Below are 23524 nucleotides of genomic sequence, written 5' to 3' on the forward strand. Positions count from 1 at the left end.
AAGAGACAGCCAGCCCCCCTGCCGGCAGGACCCGCGCCCGCGCAGGCGCCCTCTGCAACGCCACGCCGTGCGGACGAAGGCCGAACGATCATGGAAGCGGGAATGGTCGAACGCGAGGGCGGCAACCAGATCCTCGACAGCGCGACGCTGCGTCGTGACGCCGAGGCCCGCGCCGAAGCAAAGGACGGCCCACCGAAGCCGCCCCTGCCCCCGATCTTCCAGTGCACCGACAGCCAGGGCGGCAGCTACCTGCACGAGTACGAGGCCGCGCCCGGTCGCTGCGAACTGATGACGGTACAGGGCCTGGGCGGCGTCACGCCGGTGAATGCGGCCGGCTGCGAAGTGGTACGTGATCGCTGCGAGGAACTGCCCGAAGTGCAGCGTTGCGGCGGCTGGCAGCAGCGCTTCCGCGATGCACGCGGCCGCGAACGTTTCGCCACGCCAGAGAACCGCGACGGCGCACGCAGCGAGCGCGAGCGGCTGCAGGGTGTGCTGGAGGCCAGCAACTGCCCGGTACCGGGGTGACGGCCACCCGGTAGTGCCGGCCGCTGGCCGGCAACCACAGGATCTTCAGATGATTGCAGTTGCCGGCCAGCGGCCGGCACTACCTGCTGAAAGCTCAGAATCCGTAGCGCAGGAAACCACCATCCACCGCGATGCACTCGCCGGTGACATAGCTGGCGGCGGGCAGGCACAGGAAGCCCACGGCCGCAGCCACTTCCTCCGGCTCCCCGATGCGGCGCATCGGCGTGCGGTTGATCACTTCCTCGTAGTAGTCCGGGTCCGACAACGGGCCGGACGTGCGCCGCGTGCGGATGTACCACGGCGCCACCGCGTTGACCCGGATGCCATCCTCGGCCCACTCGACGGCCAGGTTGCGGGTCATCTGGTGCATTGCCGCCTTGCTCATGCCGTAGACCACGCCGCTGCGCACATGGGTCAGGCCGGATACGCTGCCGACGTTGACGATGGATGACGAGGCATGGCGTGCCAGCAGCGGGTGCGCGTAGCGCGACAGTTCGAACGCCGAGAACAGGTTGGTCTCGAAGATGTTGCGCCACTCGTCCTCGGAATACTCGGTAGCCGCTTTGCTGATGTTGCCGCCGGCGTTGTTGACCAGGATGTGCAGGCCATCGCTATGGTCTTCCACCCAGTCCAGGATCTGCCGGCGGTCTTCGTCATCGGAAACATCGGCAGCCAGCGCGTGCACCTGCATCTGCGGATACATGTCCAGCAGCTCGTCGCGCGCGGTCTCCAGCATGTCTATATCGCGCCCGACGATCATCAGGTCGGCACCGAAGCCAGCCAGTTCATGCGCGATTGCAAGGCCGATGCCGGCACTGGCACCGGTGATCAGGGCAGTCTGGCCGTCCAGGCGCCACCGTTGCTGGGTCATGTGTCCTCCGGGGCCGCGCCCGCTGTGTTTCGATGCGGCAAGGATACGCGCTCACGGCAGCCCCCTGCCCGGAATGCGACACTGCACGCACGCCCACTGCGGAGAGCCGCCATGCGCATCCTGATCGTGTCCACGTCCCTGCTGGCCGCCGTACTGCTGGCGGCGTGCCAACGGCCGCCGACGCCCAACCCGGAGAAGCCACCGGCACCGCAGGCAATGACCCGTGCAATGCATGAGCCGCTGGACCGCGCCAAGAGCGCGCAGAAGGCCGTGGAGGATGCTGCAGCACGCGAGCAGAAGGCCGAGGCCGACGCGACGCAATGACCTGTGGGGTCAGAGCCCTTTGCGGAGCAAAGGGATCCGACCCCGTGAACGAAAACGCCCGGCCGGGGCCGGGCGTTTCCAGTAGATCCACGCCATGCGTGGATGGACTTCCGATCAGAACCCGCAGAAGCAGTACGCCAGCGCCTTCACCGGCGCACCGTTGCCCTTGTCGCGGGCCGCGTTCTCGACGAAGCGCAGCTGCGTATCCACTTCCGGCATCGCACGCGCCAGCATCATCCGCGCCATGCCCGAGTCGGACAGCATCCAGGCACCGGCACGGCTGCCGGCGAAGCCGCTTACGAACTGCGCAAACGGCGTCGCCGCCTTCTCGATGTAACGCACGCGGTAAGCATCGGCCTTGCCCAGCTTGGCACGGCTGGCGGCATCGGCCACCGCATCCTTCAAGCCACCGAAGGCGTCGACCAGACCGCGTTCCTTGGCCTGCGCACCGCTCCACACGCGGCCACGGGCCACTTCGTCGACCGCCTCGACCGGCTTCTTGCGGGCGTCGGCAACGCGACCGGTGAAGTCGGCGTAACCCTTGTTGATCACCGACTGGATGACCTGGCCCACCGCCGGATCCATCGGGCGGGTGACATCGAAGGCACCGGCAAAGCGGGTCGTACCGACGCCGTCGGTGTGCACACCGATCTTGTCCAGCGCGCGGCTGAAGTTCGGCACCATGCCGAAGATCCCGATCGAACCGGTGATGGTCGACGGATCGGCATAGATGCGGTCGGCATTCATGCTGATCCAGTAGCCACCGGAGGCAGCCAGGTCGCCCATCGACACCACCACCGGCTTGCCAGCGGCCTGCAGGGCCACCACTTCGCGACGGATCTGCTCGGAGGCGAACACCTCACCACCCGGCGAATTGACGCGCAGCACCACGGACTTCACGTTCTCGTCGTCGCGCGCTGCACGCAGCAGCGCCGAGGTTGACTCGCCACCGATGCGGCCGGCCGGCAGGTCGCCACCGCTGATCTCGCCGGCTGCCACCACCACCGCCACCTGCGGACGGCTGTCGACCGGGTTGCGGCGCGCATCGAGCTGGCCCAGGTAGCTGCCGAAGTCGACGTTGCGGAAACCACCGTCGGCATCGTCGTCAGCCACGCCGCGCTCGATCATCAGATCCTCGAATTCCTCGCGGGTCTTCAGCGAGGTCACCAGCTTCTGCTGCAGGGCGAACTTGGCCAGGTCGCCACCGGCGGCGGAGATGCCTTCCGGCAGCGTGTCGATGCCGGCGGCCAGCTGTGCCGGATCCAGGCGGCGGGCTTTGGCGATGTCACCCAGGTAGCGCTGCCACACGTCGTTCATCCAGAACAGGTCGGCTTCCTTGGACGCCGGCGAAGCGGCGTCGAGCACGTACGGCTCGGCAGCGGACTTGTACTCGCCCACCTTGAACAGGTGCACGTCCACGCCCAGCTTGTCCTGCAGGCCGGTGCGGAAGTACTGGCGGTAGCGGCCCAGGCCCTCGAGCACCACCGACCCCATCGGGTCCAGGTAGACCTCGTCGGCCTGCGCGGCCAGCAGGTACTGCGACTGGCCCATGCTCTCGCTGTAGGCCACCAGCTGCTTGCCGGACGCACGCAGGTCCTGCAGCGCAGCGGCCACTTCACGCAGCGAAGCGAAGCCCGACGGCTGCAGCTTGTCCAGCTCCAGCACCACGCGCTCGATCTTCTTGTCTTCCTTGGCCGACTCGATCACCCGCAGCAGGTCACGCAGCTGGATCTCTTCGGCACCGTTGTCGCCCACCGCCTTGGCCAGCGCGCGGCTGACCGGGTCAGCGCTGAACTGCTCGACCAGGCGGCCTTCCGGCGCGATCACCAGGGTGGTGCGGTCCTGCAGCGATTTGCTGGCACCGGCACCCATGCCGGCGGCGATGACGAACATCACCAGCAACAGGAACAGCAGGCCGAAGAACACCAGGTTGAGGATCAACCGGCGGGTGAAATTCATGACGTCCCACAGCCCGATGAAGAAACTGGCGACGGGGTTGCGACGCGCCGGGGGCAGCGGGGGCACGGGTTGATTCATGGAACGCTCCGGAAGGCTTCTTGCCGTAGTGCCAGCATAGCCGGTGCCGCGTGATGCGGCATCGGACACAAGTCAGGGGATCGCCCGCCACGGGGCGCCGGGGCGGGCAGGAAGGATCAGGACAGGCTGGACTGGCCGATGCGCAGGCTGCTGCGGCGCAGGCGCCAGCCCATCAGGATCGCCGCCGCGGTGAGACCGACGATCAGGCCGATCCACATGCCCTGCGGGCCCATGCCCAGGCCCAGGCCGAGCCCGGCGCCGAGCGGCATGCCCAGGCCCCAGTACGCGAACATGGCGATGAACATCGGCACGCGGGTGTCCTTCAGGCCGCGCAGCGCACCGGCCGACAACACCTGGATGCCATCCGGGAACTGGAAGGTGGCCGCGTACAGCAGCAGGGTCGAGGCCAGCCCGGCCACTGCCAGATCATTGGTGTAGACACCGACGATGGCGTCATGGCCGAACAGCAGCACCGCCGCCGACAGGGTCTGCGTGCCCATGATGATCGCGTAGCCGGCCCAGGCCGCGCGGCGCACGCCGAAGCCATCGCCACGGCCGACCGCATGGCCGACGCGCACGGTAGTGGCCTCGGCCACGCCCATGGGGATCATGAAGCACAGCTGGGCGACGTTGATCGCGATCTGGTGCGCAGCCGCTTCATTGGCACCCAGGCGACCGATCAGCAGCGCGGTGACGATGAACAGGCCACCTTCCATCAGCACGGTGATCCCGATCGGCAGCCCGGTGCGCAGCAGATCCCAGATCGCCGGCCAGCGCGGCCCTTCGAAGTGCGAGAACAGCCGCAGATGGGCGAAGCGTTTGGTGAACCACAGGTAGGTGGCGAAGGCGATCGCCTGCAGCCACATCATCACCGCCGAGGCGATGCCCAGGCCTTCGGCACCCATTTCCGGGAAGCCCAGCTTGCCGTTGGCCAGCACGTAGCCCATCGGCGCCAGCACCAGCAGGCCGCCAAAACCCAGCAGCATGGTCGGCAGCGTCCAATGCATGCCTTCACTGAGATAGCGCATGCAGAAGTACAGCGTCAGCGCCGGGCCACCCCAGCGCACCGCATGCAGGAAGGCCGTTGCGCCGGGCACGATGTCCGGGGCGATGCCGAATGCCGGCAGCAGCGGCGGCACCACGGTGAGGAAGGTGAACATGATCAGGCCCAGGCCCAGCGCCAGCCACAGCGCCTGCCGGAACAGCGGGCCGATCTCGCGCTCACGGCCGGCGCCATGCAGCTGCGACACCGAGGCGGTGAGCGAGATCAGCGTGCCGATCGGGATCAGCATCGGCAGCCACAGCAGCGCAGTGCCGATGGTCACTGCGGCCAGGGTGGATGTCGCATGGTGGCCGGCAATCACGTTGTCGACGAAGGAGATCAGACCGGTGGAGACGTGCCCGAGCACAAGCGGCAGGGCAAGCAGACCGGTAGCGCCGACTTCCTTGCTGAAGCGCGGCGTGGAGGTTGCAGTAGACATAAGGTGCTTGACGCGAACTACGGTTGCGCGCGAAGGGCACAGGCACCGGGTTGCGGCCGGCCATCTTACGCGCGCAGCGCGCGCATTCCCATGACATGGCGTGAATGCTGGGTTTCAGCAGCCCCCGGTTTACCGCGTTGCGATCGCGTTACGAACAGAAAAAAGGGGACGGAGGGGATTAAGTCGTTTCAAGCCCGACTGTGCCGAGTACGACTTAATCCCCTCCGTCCCCTTTGTTTACTGACCCGCCTGGCGCTTGAGCCAGCTGTCGCGCTCGGCGGCGGGCACGGCGAGGAAGGCGCTGCGCACCGCGTCGCGTTCCTGCGGCGGCGTGCGCTGTGCGACCAAGGTCAGCTGGGCCAGCTGCGCCGGGCTGAGCTGGCGCAGCACGGCCAGCGCGGCCTCGCGCTGTTCCGGCGGCACGAAGCCGAACAGGCCGTGCAGCTTGGGGAATTCCAGGCCCAGCTGCGGGCCCAGCCGCCAGCCTTCGCGAAACGCCTGGTCCTGCGCCTGGAACTGCTGGCGCAGGCGCTGCTGCTGATCGGCCGGCAGTGCATTGAAACGCGCCGCAGCCTGGCGGACGCGTTCACGCTCGCCTTCCGGCAACGCCCGCCACGTGGCGTAGTCGGCACGGCGCTGGCGCTGCTGCTGCGCATCCAGGTGGGCAAACGTCGAAGGTGCCGCGGCCGGCGCCGGTGGCGCCGTCGTGGTTCCGGGCGAGGGCGGTGGCAGCGGCACGTTCACGGTCTGCGGCGTGGCCGACAGCGACAACGGCAGGGCCAGCAGCAGGCTGGCGAACACGGTCTTATTCATCGGCAGCAGCGGTTTCCAGCGTGGCGCTGGCCGGCTCCGGCCGGCTCGGCTTGGATTGCGATTCGTCCACCGGCAGCGGACCGCCAGCGGCCGTCCACGCATACAGGTCGGCATCGGCCACCAGCGGATAGTCGCGGTCGGCCAGCATCGTGGCGTCGTCGGCAGCCTGGGCCGGGATCGCATCCGGCGCGGCTTCAACCTTGCTCGGCGGCAGCGCCTCCACCGTGACCGGACCGGCATCGCCCACCACCCCTTCCGGCAGCGGTGCATCGCTGCCGAGCACACGGCCCTGCCAATGGCGCCAGCCCAGCGCGGCGGCCAGCAGCACCGCCACGGTCAGCAACAGGATCAGCGGACCGCGCCAGCGCGGCTTGGCATTCGCACGGCGGCGCTTGCCGTTGGCGGCCGCGCGCTCGTCACGCTGCGGTGCACGCCAGCTGGAGGTCGGGGTTTCATTGTTGGCGGCAGGTGCGGCCGGTTGTTGCAGCTGCTGCAGGCGCTTGGCCGGCAGGTCACGGATGCGCAGCTGCACCTGCTCGGCCAGCTGCCGCCAGGCCGAGGCATCAGGCTGGCCATGGGTATCGCGCGGGCAGGCATCGGCCAGCAATTGCTGGTAGCCGGCCTCGTCCTGGTCGAGCACGCGCATGGCAATGCCTTCATCCAGACTACCGCCTACCCGCAGCAACAGCGCCAGGCGCGGCAGTGGCCCCATCTCACCCAGCGCAGCCAATGGCGGTGCCCACTGGCCGCCCAGCGGTTCGCGTAGCGCCTGGCGCTGGCCCAGCAGGGTCCAGAAGCGGGTCGGCCATTGCGCCATGGGCAGGTCGCTGGCGACGGCGGCAAAGGCGCGCATCACCGCCACCAGGGTCTGTTCGGCACGGGCGGCTTCACCGCACTGCAGTTCAGCCACCACCAGGGCACGGCGTTCGACGCCACGCAGGAACGCCGACAGCGCGCCGGCCGCGGTCGAGGGAACAGGGGCGGGCACAGCCGTCATCGGTTACTCCAAAGGTCTGCCGGCATGATAACGGCAGGCCATCGGCGCCCGGCAGGACTTGCGCCCGCAGGTACTTCGTGCTGCAGGTTGTGCACAGCACCACGGCCCTCGCACGGGAAACTGCGGCATCCAGCTGAATTCACTCTGTTTCAGCAATGTTTCACACTTAAGTCATTGATTTTGATTGTTTTTAAAGTATGGCGATTTTTTGACCAACCCAAGCGTGAGGCCGTCGCCATCGGCCTCCCGCGCGCCCGCCGACCGTTAACGCACAGTCTTATCCACAGAACATGTGGATAAGACTGAATCTCCAATGGACACCGATATTTAGGTGACATTTATGATTCAACGGGCGTCGCCCGGGCGCCTTCGCGCCTGCCATCCGCGTGCGCATGGCCCGTTACACTGGCCCGATGCTTTCACCGATTCCGACCCTGCAGGTCGCCCTGCCCGTCCCCCTGCCCCGCCTGTTCGACTACCTGTCGCCGGAGGGTGAGGCTCCCGCAGTGGCGGTTGGCTGCCGCCTGAAGGTGCCATTCGGCAACCGCGAGCTGGTCGGCGTGGTGGCCGGCCACGGCCAGACCGACGATGGCCAGGGCCTGCGCCAGGCGCTGGCGTGGTGCGACCCGCAGCCGCTGCTGCAGGGCGAGCTGTGGCAGAGCCTGCAGTGGCTGTCGCGCTATACCCATGCGCCGCTGGGCGAGGTGCTTAGCACCGCCCTGCCTGGCCCGCTGCGCCATGGTGAAGCCCTGCCCGATACCCATCACTGCGGCTGGCAGCTGACCGCCGAAGGACGCCTGCAGCGCGGGAAGCTGCGCGCTGGCAGCCGCCCCCGGCAACTGGCCGAGCTGCTGGCCGAGGCCACAGTGGACGAAGACGTGCTGGGTGAACGCATGCAGGACTGGCGCACTGCTGCGCGCAGCCTGGCCAAGCGTGAGCTGGCCGAGCGCGTCGCCCTGAGTGTGGCCCCGCAACACGCGCAACCGCTGCCCGGCCCCACCCTCAATCCGGACCAGGCCGAGGCCGTGGCCGCGATCAACGCCACCGAGGGTTTCCAGCCGTTCCTGCTGGATGGCGTGACCGGCAGCGGCAAGACCGAGGTGTACCTGCAGGCGATCATCCATTGCCTGGCACAGGGCAAGCAGGCGCTGGTGCTGGTGCCGGAAATCGGCCTGACTCCGCAGACCCTGGCACGCTTTCGCGGCCGTCTCGGCATCGCCGTGCACGCGCTGCACTCGGGGTTGAATGACAACGAGCGCGCGCGCGTCTGGGCGGCCGCCTCTCGCGGTGAAGCTCGGGTCATCGTCGGCACCCGCTCGGCGGTGTTCACGCCATTGCCGCAAGCCGGCCTGCTGATCGTCGACGAGGAACACGACGGCAGCTACAAGCAGCAGGACGGCATCCGCTATCACGCGCGCGATTTCGCTCTGGTGCGGGCCAAGGCATTGGGCATCCCGGTGCTGCTGGGCAGCGCCACGCCGTCGCTGGAAACCCTGCACAACGCCTATGCCGGGCGCTACACCCACCTGCGCCTGAAGCAGCGTGCCGGCGACGCACGGCCACCGCGCGTGCGCATCCTGGATGTACGCAAACGGCCGCTGCATGACGGTTTGTCGGCCGACGTACTGGCCGGCATCGGCGAGCATCTCAAGCGCGGCCAGCAGGTGCTGGTATTCAAGAACCGCCGCGGTTACGCGCCGGTGCTGCTGTGCCATGACTGCGGCTGGACCGCGCCCTGCAACCGCTGCGATGCTCCGATGACCGTGCATGGTGGCGGTCGTCGCCTGCAATGCCACCACTGCGGTGCGCGGCAACCGGCACCGCTGGCCTGCCCGGCCTGCGGCAGCCTGGCGCTGCAGCCGCAGGGTATCGGCACCGAACGCCTGGAAGAGCACCTCACTGCGGCCTTCGCCGAATTCCCGGTGGTGCGCATCGACCGCGGCACCACGTCGCGACGCGACGCGCTGGAACAGCAGCTGGCGAAACTGGGCGATCAGCCCGGCATCCTGGTCGGCACACAGATCCTGGCCAAGGGCCACGACCTGCCCAAGCTGACTCTGGTGGTGGTGGTGGGCATCGACGAAGGGCTGTTCTCGGCCGACTTCCGTGCCAGTGAAAAACTGGCACAGCAGCTGATCCAGGTCGCTGGCCGCGCCGGCCGCGCACGCGATCCCGGCGAAGTCTGGCTGCAGACCCACCATCCCGGGCATCCGTTGCTGGAAACGCTGGTGAGCGGCGGCTACCACCCGTTCGCGCAGGCCGAGTTGAACCAGCGCGAGGCGGCTGGATTCCCACCGTTCGCGCACCTGGCGTTGATGCGCGCCGAAGCCCAGCAGGTGGAGCACGCCAATGCCTTCCTGCTGGCCGCGCGGCAGTTGCTGGGAGAACAGAACGTGGTCGAGGCCTATGGGCCGATGCCGGCGCCGATGCCGCGCCGCGCCGGCTACCAGCGCACCCAGCTGCTGCTGTCTGCGCTGCAGCGGCCGCCGTTGCACGGTGTGCTTTCGCACTTGGTGCCGCAGTTGTACGCGCTGCCGGAAGCACGCAAGGTGCGCTGGTCGCTGGATGTGGACCCGACGGATCTGTATTGATGGCACGCGGACGGTAGCGCCGGGCCATGCCCGGCGGATTCTGCGCGCACCGCGTCCGCCGGGCATGGCCCGGCGCTACCGTTTCCGCTTACGTCAGCGGCGACATCACGCCGCGCTGGTACGCCGGGCGTTCGCGCAGGCGCGCGTACCAGTCGGCCAGGTGCGGCAGTTCCGGGCGCTGGATCGGCAGTTCGAACCACGCGTAGATCAGCGAGCCGAGTGGGATGTCACCCATCGCGAACGTCTCGCCCGACAGCCACGGCTGCCTGGCCAGCGTGGCGTCGGCCATCGCCAGGTAGTCACCGGCACGCACGATGGCGGCGTTGATCCGTGCTTCGTCGCGGTCCGCCGGGGCGGTGCGCATGATGCCCCAGATCAGGTCGGTGTACAGCGGCGCCATCCGCGAAGTGCTCCAGTCCATCCACTTCTCGGCCTGGGCGCGTTCCATCGGGTCCTCGGCGTACAGCGTGCCCAGCGCGTAACGCGCGCTCAGGTAGCGCACGATGGCGTTCGATTCCCACAGCGGCAGGCCGTGGTCCTCGATCACCGGCACCAGGCTGTTGGGATTCATCGCCTGGTATTCCGGCGTCTGCGTGCCGCCGTGGCTGCCACCGACTTCGATGGACTCATACGGCAGGCCGATCTCCTCGGCGCACCACAGCACCTTGCGGACGTTGCTGGAATTGCGACGGCCCCAGATCTTCAACATTTCGGATTTCCTTGCCAGCAGCGGTGCGCCACGGTGGCGCGGAAACGCTACGATACGCCGATCCACAGGGAGAGACGACGTGACGGGATGGGATGCTCTGAACTATGTTCTGCTGGCTGCAGGGCTGGTGATGCTGGTGCTGGGCTACCGCCGTTCCAGCCGCAACCAGCTGCTGTGCGCCGGGCTGTTGCTGCTGGCCTTCAACGGCGTCGAGGATTTCGCCGCAGGGTTCGCCGAGGGCTATTCGAATTCCGATGCGCGTGAGATCTGACCGGCGGTATTGATTCGCTGGGCAAGGCCCGGCGCTACCGGTTCTTCTTCGGCAGCGCGCGCACGTAGGAGGACTTGCCGTCCTTTTTCAGCTCGAACAGGCCAATCGCGGCCAGCAGGTCGCTGAGCTTGCCGTAACCGTAGTTGCGCGGGTCGAACGAGGCCTGGTTGCCGATCTGGCTGCCGACCGGGCCCAGGTGCGACCAGCCATCCTCGCCCTCGGCCGAGGACACCGCGCGTCGCAGCATCTTCACCAGACGCGTATCGCTGCGCATTTCCGCGCCGCTCTTGCGCGGACGCGCATCGTCGTTGGCCACCGGCTCGTTCGGTGCCTGTTCGTTCGATGACTGTTCCGCATCCTGCACGCTGGCATGAGTCTGCCCCAACGCCTCCAGATAGGTGAACTTCGAGCAGGCGTTGACGAACGGCTCCGGCGTCTTCTTTTCGCCGAAGCCATAGACCTTCACGCCATCGGTCAGCAGGCGCATCACCATCGGGGTGAAATCGGCATCGCTGGACACGATGGCGAAGCCATCCAGATTGCGCGCGTACAGCAGGTCCATGGCATCGATCACCATCGCCATGTCCGAAGCATTCTTGCCCTTGCTGTAGGCGAACTGCTGGATCGGACGGATCGCGTACTCGTGCAGCACCGCCTCCCATCCCTTCAACCGTGGGCTCTTCCAGTTGCCATAGGCACGGCGAACGTTGGCCACGCCGTAGCGGGCGACTTCGGCCAGGACCTCGTCGATTTTCGATGCCGGCGCATTGTCGGCGTCGATCAACAGGGCGATGCGCTTTTCCGGTTCGCTCATGGATTCCTCGCGGGCGGTTGCCTGAACCCGAGTATCGCCGATCCGCGCGGGCGCTGACGTGACAACCGCCTGCCGTGCGAAGATGCCAAGCGCTTCCCCCATGCCCCCACTGGAGTGAGTCGATGAGTCGCGAGCGCGTTCCCCACCTGGTTGTTGTCGGCGGCGGTTTTGCCGGTCTCTGGGCCACCCGTGCCCTGGCCCGCGAGCGCATACGCATCACCCTGGTCGACCGCCGCAACCACCATCTGTTCCAGCCGCTGCTGTACCAGGTGGCCACCGCCGGCCTGTCCGCGCCGGATATCGCCGCACCGCTGCGCCACATCCTCGGCCACCAGCGCAATGTGGAAGTCCGTCTCGGCGAAGTGGTCACCATCGACAAGCAGGCCCGACAGATCCGCATGGCCGATGGCAGCACGCTGGACTACGACACCCTGCTGCTGGCCACGGGCGCCACCCACGCTTACTTCGGCAACGACCAGTGGGCCGATGATGCCCCCGGCCTGAAGACCCTGGACGATGCCATCGCGCTGCGCCGCAAGCTGCTGCTGGCGTTCGAACGTGCCGAGGCCGAACCGGACCCGGCGAAGAAGGCGGCGTGGCTGAGCTTCGCCGTGGTCGGCGGTGGCCCCACCGGTGTTGAACTGGCCGGCACCCTGGCAGAGATCGCACGGCATACGCTGCGCAACGAGTTCCGCCATATCGATCCGGCCAGCGCCAAGGTGCGGCTGGTCGAAGCTGGCCCACGCGTGTTGTCTTCGTTCCCGGAAGTGCTTTCGCTGAAGGCGCGCCGACAACTGGAGAAACTGGGCGTGGAAGTGCTGACCGGCACCCCGGTGAGCGACATCGACAGCCAGGGCTTCAAGCTCGGCGATCAATTCGTGCCGGCACGCACGGTGGTATGGGCCGCCGGTGTGGCTGCTTCACCGCTGGCGCGTACACTGGACGTGCCGCTGGACCGCGCCGGCCGCGTGCAGGTGCAACCCGACCTGACACTGCCTGGCCATCCGGAGCTGTTCGTGGCCGGCGATCTGGCCGTGCTGAACCAGGCCAACGGCAAGCCGGTACCCGGCGTTGCGCCCGCCGCCAAGCAGATGGGCAAGTACGTGGCCGAGGTGCTCCGCGCGCGCCTGCACGACAAGCCGGCGCCAGGTCCCTTCAAGTACGCCGACTTCGGCAACCTCGCCACCATCGGCCGCATGGCTGCAATCGTGCACTTGGGCAGGCTGCAGCTCTCGGGCATCCTCGCCTGGTGGTTCTGGCTGGCCGCGCACGTGTTCTTCCTGATCGGTTTCCGCAACCGCATCGTGGTGCTGCTGAACTGGGCCGTGGCGTACTGGAGCTACCAGCGCAGCGCGCGCATCATCTTCGGTGATGACCAGGAAGACCGGCGGCCGAGGCGCTAGGGCCGCACGCATGTTCCTGTAGAGCCGAGCCCATGCTCGGCTCACGGCGCCTTCGGCTTCGGGTACCACAGCGCGTTGACGATCACCCAGCGCTGCTCGAAGCGGCCCATGTGGAAGTAGTCGACGAACCACGGGGTTTCCAGCCGCACCGATGCGGCGTTGCCGGTCACGTCCAGCACCGTGCAGCGGCGATCCCATTGATCTTTCGGGGTCTTCAACGCGCCCTGCTTCGTCAACGCAACCAGCTCTTCCTTCGACATCCGGCGCAGGCCCAGGCGTTCGTCCGGTGTATCACCGAGCACCGCACGTTTGGCCAGGTCCGGATGCAGGGAACGGGCGACGCGCTGCGGGTCGGCCTCCAGCTGGCCATCCACGTAGTCATGGCAGGTGGCTTCGATGGCTGCGAGGGTAGCCGGGTCGGCAACGGGACTCGTTGCTGCCGAGAGAGCGAACAGCAGGGAAATCGTGGACATCCGGGTCTCCGGCTCTGGGCGCGGGGCGATCATCGCATGGGCAAGCCGCATCCACGCATGGCATGGATCTACCGAAGCGGCGACTTCGCCAAGTGCAGCAGCCGAGCGTGGGCTCGGCTCTACAGAACAGCCTCGGCCGGGGCCTGCAACCAGGCCAACTTGCGTTCGCGTGGTTGCTGCTTGAGCTGCCACTCGGCCCGTGACGCGGCGGCCCGGTCCGGGTACTCGCGCACGGCCAGCACGCGCAGCGGCGGCCGGGCCCGGGTGTAACGCGCGCCCTTTCCGGCCTGGTGGGCAGCGAAACGCACGTCCACGTCGGTGCTGATGCCGGCGTAGTAGCTGCCATCGCGGCATTCGAGCAGGTACAGGAACCACGGGCGGAGGGACGGTGCCATGCCCGGATTATGCCGTGCTGCACTGCAGCGGATATACTGGCGCCCGAATGCAGGAGAGAGGCGCCGCGCTGGCGCCCGCCGAAGGCGCAGGCTCCCATGATCGCTCAGGCCGGTGGGCTGGAATCCCACCAACCATGCATTCGACTCGCCGAGCTGGAGAGAGGTCACCGGGCACGCCCGGGACGATCCGCCGAAGGGGCACGCGGCCCATGCCGCTGAACTCTCAGGCAAAAGGACAGCGGGAGCGGCACCGGTCATCGTCATCCCGTCATTGCGCAGGCAATGGCGATAGTGGCGCATGGCCGGCCCCACCGCGCCCGGAGCCTGTCCCATGCTGTTGTCCATCATCTACCTGATCGCCATTTCCGCCGAAGCCATGACCGGCGCGCTGTCCGCCGGCCGCCGCCGCATGGACCTGTTCGGTGTGGTCATGATCGCCTGCGTCACCGCCCTCGGCGGCGGATCACTGCGCGACATCCTGCTCGGCCACTATCCGCTGGGCTGGGTGAAGCATCCCGAGTACCTGGGCTTCACCGTGTGTGCGGCGCTGATCGCCACCTGGGTCGCACGCTGGATGCACCACTTCCGCCGCACCTTCCTGGTGCTCGATGGCCTGGGCCTGATCGCCTTCACCCTGATCGGCTGCTCGATCGCACGTGAGGCCGGCCATGCCATGCCGATCGTGCTGATTGCCGGCATGCTGACAGGCGCCTTCGGCGGCGTGCTGCGCGACATCCTCTGCAACGAGGTGCCGCTGATCTTCCAGAAAGAGCTGTACGCGATCATCGCGCTGCTGACCGGCGCGGCCTACCTGTTGCTGCTGCACTGGGGTGTGGCCGATGCCACCGCGATCCTGTGCTGCCTGGGCGGCGGCTTCGCGCTGCGCCTGCTGGCGATCCACTACCGCTGGGAAATGCCGAAGTTCGTCTATCACGACGAAGTGCATTGATTGCTTGACGGTAGTGCCGGCCGCTGGCCGGAAACACGGCACACGCCCGCAGATTCCAGCCGGTTGCCGGCCAGCGGCCGGCACTACCGATTGCGTTGCATGACGATGGTCATGCGGCATTGGCCAGGGTGATTGGCTACCATTGTCGCCCCGTCGCTGCCGCGACGGCATCCAGCCACGCCGCGCCCGCGGCCCCGCCAGACACTCCCTCCCCGCTGCCCGTGGTGCCGTGAACGCACCGACGGGCCCGCATGTCCCTGCGCGCGCAGGGCGCAGGATGCCCCATGTCTGTCGCCGAAAACTCCCGCTTCCGTCGTGCCCGCCCGTTGCTGATCATGCTGGGCGTTGCCCTTGCCGGCGGCCTGCTGTGGGGGTTCTGGCCACGCACGGAGGCCGGTGCCGGCGACGATGCACCCGGCAAGACGGTACCCGTGCGCATCGCCCGCGCCAGCGCCGAGCCGCTGGTACTGCGCCTGAAGGCGGTCGGTACGGTCACGCCGCTGCACAGCGTGGTGGTACGCAGCCGTGTGGATGGCGAACTGCTGCGACTGCATTTCCAGGAAGGCCAGCAGGTGAAGGCCGGCGATCTGCTGGCGCAGATCGACCCGCGCCCGTATGAAGTGAAGCTGGCGCAGGCCAAGGGCACCCAGCAACAGAACCTGGCCGAGCTGGAGAACGCCGAGCGCCAGCTGCAGCGCTACCGCGAACTGCAGAAGCAGAACTACGTGTCCGGGCAGGAACTGAGCGACCAGCAGAGCAAGGTGCGCCAGCTGCAGGGCCGCCGCCTCAGCGATCAGGCGTCTGTTGACGAGGCACTCCTGCAGCTGCAGTACACCCGCATCACCGCACCGGTCAGTGGCCGCGTCGGGCTGCGCCGGTTGGACGTGGGCAACCTGGTACGCGCCAGCGATGCCGAAGGCCTGGTGACGCTGGCACAGACCGCACCGATCAGCGTTCTGTTCACCGTGCCCGAACCCGAGCTGCCGGCGCTGCTCGATGCCGTGCAGGTGCAACCGGCGCTGGCAGTGGAAACCTGGGACCGCGAAGAAGGCCGGCAGCTTGCCAGTGGCGCGCTGTCCAGTGTCGACAACCGCATCGATACCGCCACTGGCACGCTGAAACTGCGTGCGCACTTCGACAACCACGATCTGGCGCTGTTCCCCAACCAGTTCGTCAACGTCCGCCTGCAACTGGGCGAGCAGCGCGCGCTGCTGATTCCCGATGCCGCCGTGCAGTTCGGCAGCCAGGGCAACTACGTGCATATCGTCGACAAGGACAACAAGGCACAGCGCCGCAACGTGGTGCTCGGTCCGGCCGACGATGGACGCGTGGCCGTGCGCTCCGGACTGGTGGCCGGCGACCAGGTGGTGATCGAAGGCATCGACGGGCTGGAAGACGGCACGGCGGTGGAGATCATCACCGAGGAGGCCGCGATCAAGGCCGGCGCATGAATCTCTCGCGCCCGTTCATCCTGCGCCCGGTCGCAACGACTCTCCTGATGGTGGCGTTGCTGCTGTCCGGTGTACTGGCCTACCGCCTGCTGCCGGTGGCCGCACTGCCGCAGGTCGACTATCCGATCATCCAGATCACAACGCTGTATCCGGGGGCCAGCCCGGAACTGACCACACGCACCATCACCGCGCCGCTGGAACGCCAGCTCGGGCAGATTCCCGGTCTGAAACAACTGTCGTCGACCAGTTCCGGCGGCGCCTCGGTCATTACCCTGCAGTTCGGGCTGGAGGTGTCGCTGGGCGTGGCCGAGCAGGACGTGCAGGCCGCCATCAACGCGGCAGGCAGCTTCCTTCCCGGAGACCTGCCGGTACCGCCGGTGTACCGCAAGGTCAACCCGGCCGACACACCGATCCTGACATTGGCGGTGACCTCGCAGGGACTGTCGCTGCCGCAGGTGCACGATCTGGTCGATACGCGCATTGCCCAGCGTCTGGCGCAGCTGCCCGGCGTCGGGCTGGTCAGCCTGGCCGGCGGCCAGCGCCCTGCAGTGCGCATCCAGGTCAATCCAGCGGCACTGGCCGCCAACGGCCTGGGCATGGACCACATCCGTACCGCGATTGCTGCGGCCAACGTCAACCTGCCCAAGGGCAGCTTCGATGGCCCGATCCGAGCGGTGATGCTCGACGCCAACGATCAGATGCGCAGCGTGGCCGAATACCGCGCGCTGGTACTGGCCTGGCGTGACGGCGCGCCACTACGGCTGGGCGATGTGGCCACCATCAGCGATGGCGCTGAGAACCGGCAGCTGGCCGCCTGGAGCGGCACTACGCCGGCAGTTCTGGTGAACATCCAGCGCCAGCCCGGTGCCAACGTGATCGCCGTGGTCGAGCAGGTGCGAGCATTGCTGCCGCAGCTGCAGACCACGCTGCCGGCCGGCGTGCAGATGGACGTGCTGAGTGACCGCACCGAATCGATCCGCGCGTCGGTGCGCGGCGTGCAGAAGGAACTGGTGCTGGCCATCGCGCTGGTGGTGCTGGTCACCTGGGTGTTCCTGCGCAATCTGCCGGCCACACTGATTCCCAGCGTTGCAGTGCCGCTGTCGCTGGTCGGCACCTTCTCGGTGATGCTGCTGGCCGGCTATTCGCTCAACAACCTCACGCTGATGGCACTGACCATCGCCACCGGCTTCGTGGTGGACGACGCCATCGTGATGCTGGAGAACATCGCCCGCCATCTGGAGGACGGCGAAAGCCCCCGCGAGGCGGCGCTCAAGGGTGCAGCGGAAATCGGCTTCACTCTGGTCTCCTTGACGGTCTCGCTGATCGCGGTACTGATCCCGCTGCTGTTCATGGCCGACCTGGTGGGCGCGCTGTTCCATGAGTTCGCGGTGACGCTGGCGGTAGCCATCGGCATCTCGCTGCTGGTCTCGCTGACGCTGACGCCGATGCTGTGCGCGCGCTTCCTGAAGCCGCATGCGAAGGGGTCAGAGCCCCACGGGGATCTGACCCCGGCCCAGGGGTCGGATCCAGCCAGGGCTCCGACCCCAAAACAAGATGTCTTCGACCGGGTCCTCACCCTTTACGACCGCCAGCTGCGCTGGGTGCTGCAGCGCCAGCCGCTGATGCTGCTGGCCACGGTGGCGACGCTGGCACTGACCGTAGCGCTGTACTTCGCCGTGCCCAAGGGATTCTTCCCGGTGCAGGATGCCGGCCTGGTGCAAGGCATCAGCGAGGCGCCACAGGCTATCTCGTTCCAGGCCATGCGCGAGCGCCAGCAGGCGCTGGCGGCGGCCATCGAAGCCGACGAGGCAGTGGCCAGCGTCTCGTCCTACATCGGCGTGGACGGCAACAACGCCACGCTCAACACCGGCCGCCTGCTGATCGAACTGAAACCGCATGGCGACCGCGACGGTGCCGCCGTCGTGATGGAACGGCTGCAGCAGCGCGTGGCGAAGATTCCCGGCATCACCCTGTACCTGCAACCGGTGCAGGAACTGGGCATCGAAGACCGCATCAGCCGCAACCAGTACCAGTTCACCCTGACCACGCCGGATCTGGAAGCGCTGGAAAGCTGGACACCGAAGCTTCTGCAGGCCTTGCGCCAGTCGCCGGCGCTGCGTGATGTGGCCAGCGATCTGCAGATGCAGGGGCGGCAGGCGCGCGTGGCGATCGACCGCGATGCGGCGGCGCGCCTGGGCGTCAGCGTGGAAGCGGTAGCCGATGCCCTGTACGACGCCTATGGGCAGCGCCAGATTTCAACCATCTTCACCCAGGCCAGCCAATACCGGGTGGTGCTGGAAGCCGATCCGTCGCGCCAGCCGGGACCGGAAGCCATCACCGGCCTGCGCGTGCGCAACAGCGCCGGGCAGACCGTGCCGCTGGGTTCGGTAGCGCGTGTAGAGGTGGGTCCGTCCGCGCTGCTGCGCAATCACGTGGGCCAGTTCCCGGCGGCTACGCTTTCGTTCAATCTTGCCCCGGGCGCTTCGCTGGGCGAAGCGGTGGATGCCGTGCTCGCCGCGCGCGCGCAGGTGAATCTGCCGCAGAGCATCGAACTTCGCCTGCAGGGCGCGGCGGCCGCCTTCAGCAGCTCGCTATCGTCCACGTTGTGGCTGATCCTGGCGGCCGTGGTAGTGATGTACATCGTGCTGGGCGTGCTCTACGAGAGCTTCATCCATCCCATCACCATCCTGTCCACCCTGCCCTCGGCCACCGTGGGTGCATTGGCCGCACTGTGGCTGAGCGGACGCAGCCTGGATCTGATCGCGGTGATCGGCATCGTGCTGCTGATCGGGCTGGTGAAGAAGAACGCGATCATGATGATCGACTTCGCGCTGGACGCGCAGCGCACACGCGGCATGTCACCACGCGAGGCGATCCATCAGGCCGCGCTGCTGCGCTTCCGGCCGATCCTGATGACCACGCTGGCCGCACTGTTCGGCGCGGTACCGCTGATGCTGGCCAGCGGTTCCGGCGCCGAGCTGCGGCAGCCACTGGGCTGGGTGATGGTGGGCGGACTGCTGGTCAGCCAGGTATTGACGCTGTTCACCACGCCGGTGATCTACCTGGCCTTCGACCGCCTGCAGCGTGGCCGTGCAGCGGCCCCGACGGGCGCTGACGAGGCACGCGCGTGACCCCCATCGCGCGCCTGGCGCAGGCCTGCGTGCAGCGCCCGGTAGCAACGATCCTGCTGGCGGTGGCACTGGTGCTGGCCGGCCTGCTGGCGCTGCGGCTGTTGCCGGTGGCGCCGCTGCCACAGGTGGACTACCCAGCCATTGAAGTCAGTGCCAGCCTGCCCGGCGCCTCGCCCGAATCGATGGCCGCCACCGTGGCCACGCCGTTGGAGCGTGCGCTGGGCAGCCTGCCCGGCATCTCGCGCATCGATTCGGCCAGCACCCAGGGCCAGACCCAGATCGAACTGAAGTTCGTGCTCGGCCGTGATATCGATGAGGCCGCACGTGAAGTGCAGGCCGCGATCAACCTCGCTCGCGGCCAGCTGCCCAGTGGCATGCCGGGCATGCCGCAGTACCGCAAGGTGAATCCTTCGCAGGCACCGATTCTGGCACTGGCACTGACTTCGGACACGCGCTCGCCAGGCCAGCTGTATGACCTGGCCTCCACCGTGCTGGCGCAGAAGCTGTCGCAGGTACCAGGCGTGGGCGAAGTGCAGGTGGGCGGCAGTGCCTTGCCGGCAGTGCGTGTGTCGCTGGATCCGAACGCACTGAACCACGCCGGGCTGGCGCTGGAAGACGTAGCCCAGGTCATCGCCCGCGCCAATGCGGTGCGCCCGTTGGGTGCGGTGGGGGATGCGCACCAGCAGTGGCAGCTGGAAGCGCCACTGCAGCTGCGCCAGGCCGCGCAGTATCGCGAGTTGGCTCTTAAGGTAAGCGACGACCGCACGCTGCGGCTGGGCGATGTAGCCGCCGTTGCCGATGGCGTGGAGGATCGCTATGCCAGCGGCTTCCACAACGAACGCCCGGCCGTGCTGCTGATCGTCAGCCGCCAACCCGGCGCCAACATCATCGCTACCGTCGATGCCATCCAGGCGCAGCTGCCCCAGCTGCATGCACTGCTGCCCTCCGGCGTGGACATGCGGCTGGTGATGGACCGCTCGCCGGTAATCCGCGCCACCCTGCATGAGGCAGAGGTCACCCTGGTGCTGGCGATCGTATTGGTGGTGCTGGTGGTGCTGGCCTTCCTCGGCCACTGGCGTGCTGCACTGGTGCCCAGCGTGGCGATCCCGGTGGTGCTGTTCGGTACGCTGGCGCTGATCGCGCTGATGGGCTTCTCGCTCAACACGCTCTCGCTGATGGCGTTGATTGTCGCGGCGGTGCTGGTGGTGGACGATGCCATCGTGGTGCTGGAGAACATCGCCCGCCATCGCGAACTCGGCGCGGACCGCTGGCAGGCGGCGGTGCGTGGCGCATCGGAAGTCGGTGCCACGCTGCTGTCGATGAACGTTGCACTGGCCGTGGTGTTCGTCGCCATCCTGTTCCTGGATGACTTCGTCGAACGCCTGTTCCGCGAATTCTCGCTGACTCTGGTGGCGGCAATGACGGTCTCCGTGCTGGTCGCGCTGAGCCTGGTTCCGATGCTGTGTGCACGATTGTTCGTGGATGCCGCGCAGCAACCCTCGCGTTGGCAGCGCGGCAGCAATGCACTGTTCGAGCGCGTGCGCGGCGCTTACTTGCGCACGCTGCAGGCCAGCCTGCGCCGGCTGCGCTGGCCGTTGCTGGCCTTCGTTGCAGTCATCGCGCTCAACACGTGGCTGTTCCAGCAGGTGCCCAAGGGCATCGTGCCCAAGCAGGACACCGCGCAGCTGCGCGGCTTCGCCCGTGGCGATGACGGCCTGTCCTTCCAGGCCATGCAACCGAAGATCGATGCGTACAGGAAGCTGTTGCTGTCCGACCCGGCCATCGAGGACATCATCGGCTACATCGGTGGCAGCAACGGGGTCAACAACGCCTTCATCATGATCAAGATGAAGCCTCTGGCCGAGCGAAAGGTCTCCAGCCAAGAGGTGATTGACCGCCTGCGCGCGCGGCTGCCCAAGCTGCCCGGCGGCAATCTCTATCTGTGGGTGGACCAGGACATTCGCCTGGAGGGCGCAGGCAGCAGTGGCAAGTACGAGTTCCAGCTGCTGTCGGCCGATACAGCACCGCTGCGCGAATGGGCGCCGAAGGTGGCTGCCGCGCTGCGTGGCCTGCCCGAACTGGTGGACGTGGAAGCACAGGGCGAAGCAGGCATGCGCCAGGTGATGCTGGACATCGACCGCGAAGCAGCCGCGCGCCACGGCGTGGACCTGCGCACGGTGGCCAACATGCTCAACAACTCCTTCAGCCAGCGCCAGGTCGCCACGCTGTACGACAGCCTCAACCAGTACCGCGTGGTGATGGAGCTGGACCCGAAGCACACCCAGGACCCGGGCACGCTGTCACGCCTGCAGGTGATCGATGGCAACGGCCAGCGCATTCCGCTGTCGAGCATCGCCAGCTGGCGCTATGGCATGGCACCGGACCGGGTGTACCACAGTGAGCAGTTCGCCTCGATCTGGATCGAGTTCGCGCTGGCACCGGGGGTGGGCCTGGAACAGGCCACGCAGGCAATCGATGGTGCGATGTCGAAACTGATGCTGCCACGTTCGGTACAGGGCAAGCTGTCCGGTGAGGCCGGCGGCCTGGAGCAGCTGCGTTCGCGCCAGCTGTGGCTGGTGCTCGGTGCCACGCTGGCGGTCTACCTGGTGCTGGGCATCCTCTACGAGAGTTTCATGCAGCCGCTGGTGATCCTGTCCACCTTGCCCTCGGCCGGCATCGGCGCGCTGCTGGCGCTGTGGCTGTTCGGCAACGAACTGAACCTGATCGCGCTTCTCGGTCTGTTCCTGCTGGTCGGTGTGGTGATGAAGAACACCATCCTGCTGGTGGACTTCGCGCTGGCCGGCGAGCGGCGTGGCCTGACTGCACGGGACGCGGTGATGGAAGCAGCGCGATTGCGCCTGCGGCCGATCCTGATGACCTCGCTGGCGGCGCTGCTGGGCACGCTGCCACTGATGCTGGCCAACGGCGAAGGCTGGGAACTCCGGCAACCGCTGGGAATCGCCATTGTGGGCGGGTTGCTGGTCAGCCAGTGGCTGACGCTGTACACCACCCCGGCGATGTACCTGGCGCTGTCGCTCATGCGCAGCGCCAGGCGCATCGCCGGTGCAGATGGGCCGGCCTCCAACTCCGACCGGCCCTGATCGCGGCCGCACCCCCGCAGGCGCTGACCGCCATCCACACACGTGCCGCACTCAGGCGGCTTCGGACACCTTTACCTCGCGACGGGCGCGCACGGCCGCAGCCAGTCGCTCCAGCACCGTCACGGTGGTGTCCCAATCGATGCACCCATCGGTGATGCTCTGCCCGTAGACCAGCGGCTGGCCTTCCACCAGCTCCTGGCGACCACCGACCAGATGGCTCTCGATCATCACGCCAACGATGCGCTGTTCACCGTCTTCCAGCTGAACGGCGATGTCGTCGATCACCTTCGGCTGGTTCTCCGGGTTCTTCAGGCTGTTGGCGTGGCTGGCATCGATCATCAAACGCGTCGGCAGCTTGGACTTGGCCAGCACCTGGCAGGCCTCGGCAACGCTGCCCGCGTCGTAGTTCGGCTGCTTGCCACCGCGCAGGATCACATGGCAATCCGGGTTGCCGGTGGTCGACACGATGGCCGTGCCGCCCTGCTTGGTGACCGACAGGAAGTGATGCGGATTGGATGCCGCACCCACTGCGTCAGCGGCGATCTTCACGTTGCCATCGGTGCCGTTCTTGAAGCCGACCGGGCACGACAGCCCCGAAGCCAGCTCGCGGTGTACCTGGCTCTCGGTGGTACGCGCACCGATCGCGCCCCATGCCACCAGGTCGGCGATGTACTGCGGCGAGATCACGTCGAGGAACTCGACACCGGCAGGCAGGCCGAGCTTGTTGATGTCGCGCAGCAGGCCGCGGGCGATGCGCAGGCCCTTGTCGATCTTGAAGCTGCCGTCCAGGTCCGGGTCGTTGATCAGGCCCTTCCAGCCCACCGTGGTGCGCGGCTTCTCGAAGTACACGCGCATGACGATTTCCAGTTCGCCGGCCAGTGCGTCGCGCAGCGGCTTCAGGCGCTGGGCGTACTCAATGGCAGCGTTCGGGTCGTGGATCGAGCACGGGCCCACCACCACCGCCAAGCGGTCGTCACGGCCGTGCAGGATCTGGTGCAGGGCCGCGCGCGAGGCGCTGACGGTGTCGGAAGCTTCATCGTCACAGGGCAGCATCGCCAGCAGCTGGGCAGGCGGTGTCAGCGGTTCGATGGTGCGGATACGCAGGTCGTCGGTGTGCGGGGGCATTGCGGGAGATCTCCGGAACGTTGGGGGTCCCCAGCGTGGCGGCATGAAAAAAGCCGCCAGGTT

19 protein-coding genes and 2 riboswitches are annotated in these 23524 nt (G+C 67.4%); of the genes, 9 read left to right on the forward strand and 10 right to left on the reverse strand.

Features of this window, described 5'->3' with window-relative positions; all coding sequences use genetic code 11:
* On the forward strand, positions 1–525 hold a 525-nt coding region (locus tag DI041_RS17600; protein ID WP_136640144.1), incomplete at its 5' end, for a hypothetical protein.
* 94 nt (positions 526–619) lie between these two features.
* Here DI041_RS17600 and DI041_RS17605 read toward each other — a convergent pair.
* Positions 620–1396, reverse strand: coding sequence for an SDR family oxidoreductase (locus tag DI041_RS17605; RefSeq protein WP_046984257.1), 777 nt, complete (start codon positions 1394–1396; stop codon positions 620–622).
* Between the two features lie 111 nt (positions 1397–1507).
* On the opposite strand from DI041_RS17605, the gene DI041_RS17610 reads away from it, so the two are divergent.
* Entirely contained in the window at positions 1508–1720 is a 213-nt protein-coding gene (locus DI041_RS17610) for a hypothetical protein (protein ID WP_012512229.1), read from the forward strand.
* 114 nt (positions 1721–1834) lie between these two features.
* On the opposite strand, the gene sppA is transcribed toward DI041_RS17610, so the two are convergent.
* The 4 genes from sppA to DI041_RS17630 form a co-directional block, all read right to left on the reverse strand.
* Positions 1835–3757, reverse strand: coding sequence for a signal peptide peptidase SppA (sppA, locus tag DI041_RS17615; RefSeq protein ID WP_012512230.1), 1923 nt, complete (start codon positions 3755–3757; stop codon positions 1835–1837).
* Positions 3758–3873: 116 nt separating this feature from the next.
* On the reverse strand, positions 3874–5238 hold the full coding sequence (locus DI041_RS17620; RefSeq protein ID WP_136638550.1) for an MATE family efflux transporter: 1365 nt from the start codon (positions 5236–5238) through the stop codon (positions 3874–3876).
* Positions 5239–5475: 237 nt separating this feature from the next.
* Positions 5476–6051 (reverse strand): DUF3106 domain-containing protein, encoded by a 576-nt coding sequence (locus tag DI041_RS17625; RefSeq protein ID WP_136638551.1) that lies wholly within the window; start codon positions 6049–6051, stop codon positions 5476–5478.
* Entirely contained in the window at positions 6044–7048 is a 1005-nt protein-coding gene (locus DI041_RS17630) for a hypothetical protein (protein ID WP_136638552.1), read from the reverse strand. The genes DI041_RS17625 and DI041_RS17630 overlap by 8 nt, the downstream gene beginning before the upstream one ends.
* A 413-nt stretch (positions 7049–7461) precedes the next feature.
* On the opposite strand from DI041_RS17630, the gene DI041_RS17635 reads away from it, so the two are divergent.
* Entirely contained in the window at positions 7462–9639 is a 2178-nt protein-coding gene (locus DI041_RS17635; RefSeq protein WP_136638576.1) for a primosomal protein N', read from the forward strand.
* Positions 9640–9727: 88 nt separating this feature from the next.
* Here the strand turns inward: DI041_RS17635 and DI041_RS17640 are convergent, their stop codons facing one another.
* On the reverse strand, positions 9728–10348 hold the full coding sequence (locus DI041_RS17640; RefSeq protein ID WP_046984253.1) for a glutathione S-transferase family protein: 621 nt from the start codon (positions 10346–10348) through the stop codon (positions 9728–9730).
* A gap of 79 nt (positions 10349–10427) precedes the next feature.
* Between DI041_RS17640 and DI041_RS17645 the strand changes: the two genes are divergently transcribed.
* Positions 10428–10619: a hypothetical protein gene (locus tag DI041_RS17645; protein WP_046984252.1), complete on the forward strand. Its 192-nt coding sequence runs from the start codon at positions 10428–10430 to the stop codon at positions 10617–10619.
* A gap of 34 nt (positions 10620–10653) precedes the next feature.
* Here DI041_RS17645 and DI041_RS17650 read toward each other — a convergent pair whose 3' ends face one another.
* On the reverse strand, positions 10654–11433 hold the full coding sequence (locus tag DI041_RS17650; RefSeq protein ID WP_046984251.1) for an NYN domain-containing protein: 780 nt from the start codon (positions 11431–11433) through the stop codon (positions 10654–10656).
* A 122-nt stretch (positions 11434–11555) separates the two neighbouring features.
* Here DI041_RS17650 and DI041_RS17655 point away from each other — a divergent pair, with 122 nt between their 5' ends.
* Entirely contained in the window at positions 11556–12836 is a 1281-nt protein-coding gene (locus tag DI041_RS17655) for an NAD(P)/FAD-dependent oxidoreductase (RefSeq protein ID WP_046984250.1), read from the forward strand.
* A 41-nt stretch (positions 12837–12877) separates the two neighbouring features.
* Here the strand turns inward: DI041_RS17655 and DI041_RS17660 are convergent, their stop codons facing one another.
* Both DI041_RS17660 and DI041_RS17665 read right to left on the reverse strand, forming a co-directional pair.
* Positions 12878–13309 (reverse strand): nuclear transport factor 2 family protein, encoded by a 432-nt coding sequence (locus DI041_RS17660; protein WP_136638553.1) that lies wholly within the window; start codon positions 13307–13309, stop codon positions 12878–12880.
* Positions 13310–13428: 119 nt separating this feature from the next.
* Positions 13429–13704: a GIY-YIG nuclease family protein gene (locus DI041_RS17665; protein ID WP_136638554.1), complete on the reverse strand. Its 276-nt coding sequence runs from the start codon at positions 13702–13704 to the stop codon at positions 13429–13431.
* Between the two features lie 40 nt (positions 13705–13744).
* Positions 13745–13834: riboswitch (glycine riboswitch) on the forward strand.
* Between the two features lie 13 nt (positions 13835–13847).
* A riboswitch (glycine riboswitch) is annotated at positions 13848–13951 on the forward strand.
* Between the two features lie 84 nt (positions 13952–14035).
* Here DI041_RS17665 and DI041_RS17670 point away from each other — a divergent pair.
* From DI041_RS17670 to DI041_RS17685, 4 genes are all read left to right on the forward strand, one after another.
* Positions 14036–14653 (forward strand): trimeric intracellular cation channel family protein, encoded by a 618-nt coding sequence (locus tag DI041_RS17670; protein ID WP_005411215.1) that lies wholly within the window; start codon positions 14036–14038, stop codon positions 14651–14653.
* Between the two features lie 284 nt (positions 14654–14937).
* Positions 14938–16104 (forward strand): MdtA/MuxA family multidrug efflux RND transporter periplasmic adaptor subunit, encoded by a 1167-nt coding sequence (locus tag DI041_RS17675; RefSeq protein ID WP_136638555.1) that lies wholly within the window; start codon positions 14938–14940, stop codon positions 16102–16104.
* Positions 16101–19235, forward strand: a complete 3135-nt coding sequence (locus DI041_RS17680) for a multidrug efflux RND transporter permease subunit (protein WP_136638556.1) — start codon at positions 16101–16103, stop codon at positions 19233–19235. Before DI041_RS17675 ends, DI041_RS17680 begins: the two co-directional genes overlap by 4 nt.
* On the forward strand, positions 19232–22336 hold the full coding sequence (locus tag DI041_RS17685; protein ID WP_136638557.1) for an efflux RND transporter permease subunit: 3105 nt from the start codon (positions 19232–19234) through the stop codon (positions 22334–22336). Before DI041_RS17680 ends, DI041_RS17685 begins: the two co-directional genes overlap by 4 nt.
* A gap of 51 nt (positions 22337–22387) precedes the next feature.
* Here the strand turns inward: DI041_RS17685 and DI041_RS17690 are convergent, their stop codons facing one another.
* On the reverse strand, positions 22388–23461 hold the full coding sequence (locus DI041_RS17690) for a 3-deoxy-7-phosphoheptulonate synthase (protein ID WP_065723533.1): 1074 nt from the start codon (positions 23459–23461) through the stop codon (positions 22388–22390).
* Positions 23462–23524: the final 63 nt, after the last annotated feature.

This window comes from Stenotrophomonas maltophilia, assembly GCF_004920835.1.
Lineage (GTDB): Bacteria > Pseudomonadota > Gammaproteobacteria > Xanthomonadales > Xanthomonadaceae > Stenotrophomonas > Stenotrophomonas maltophilia_AQ.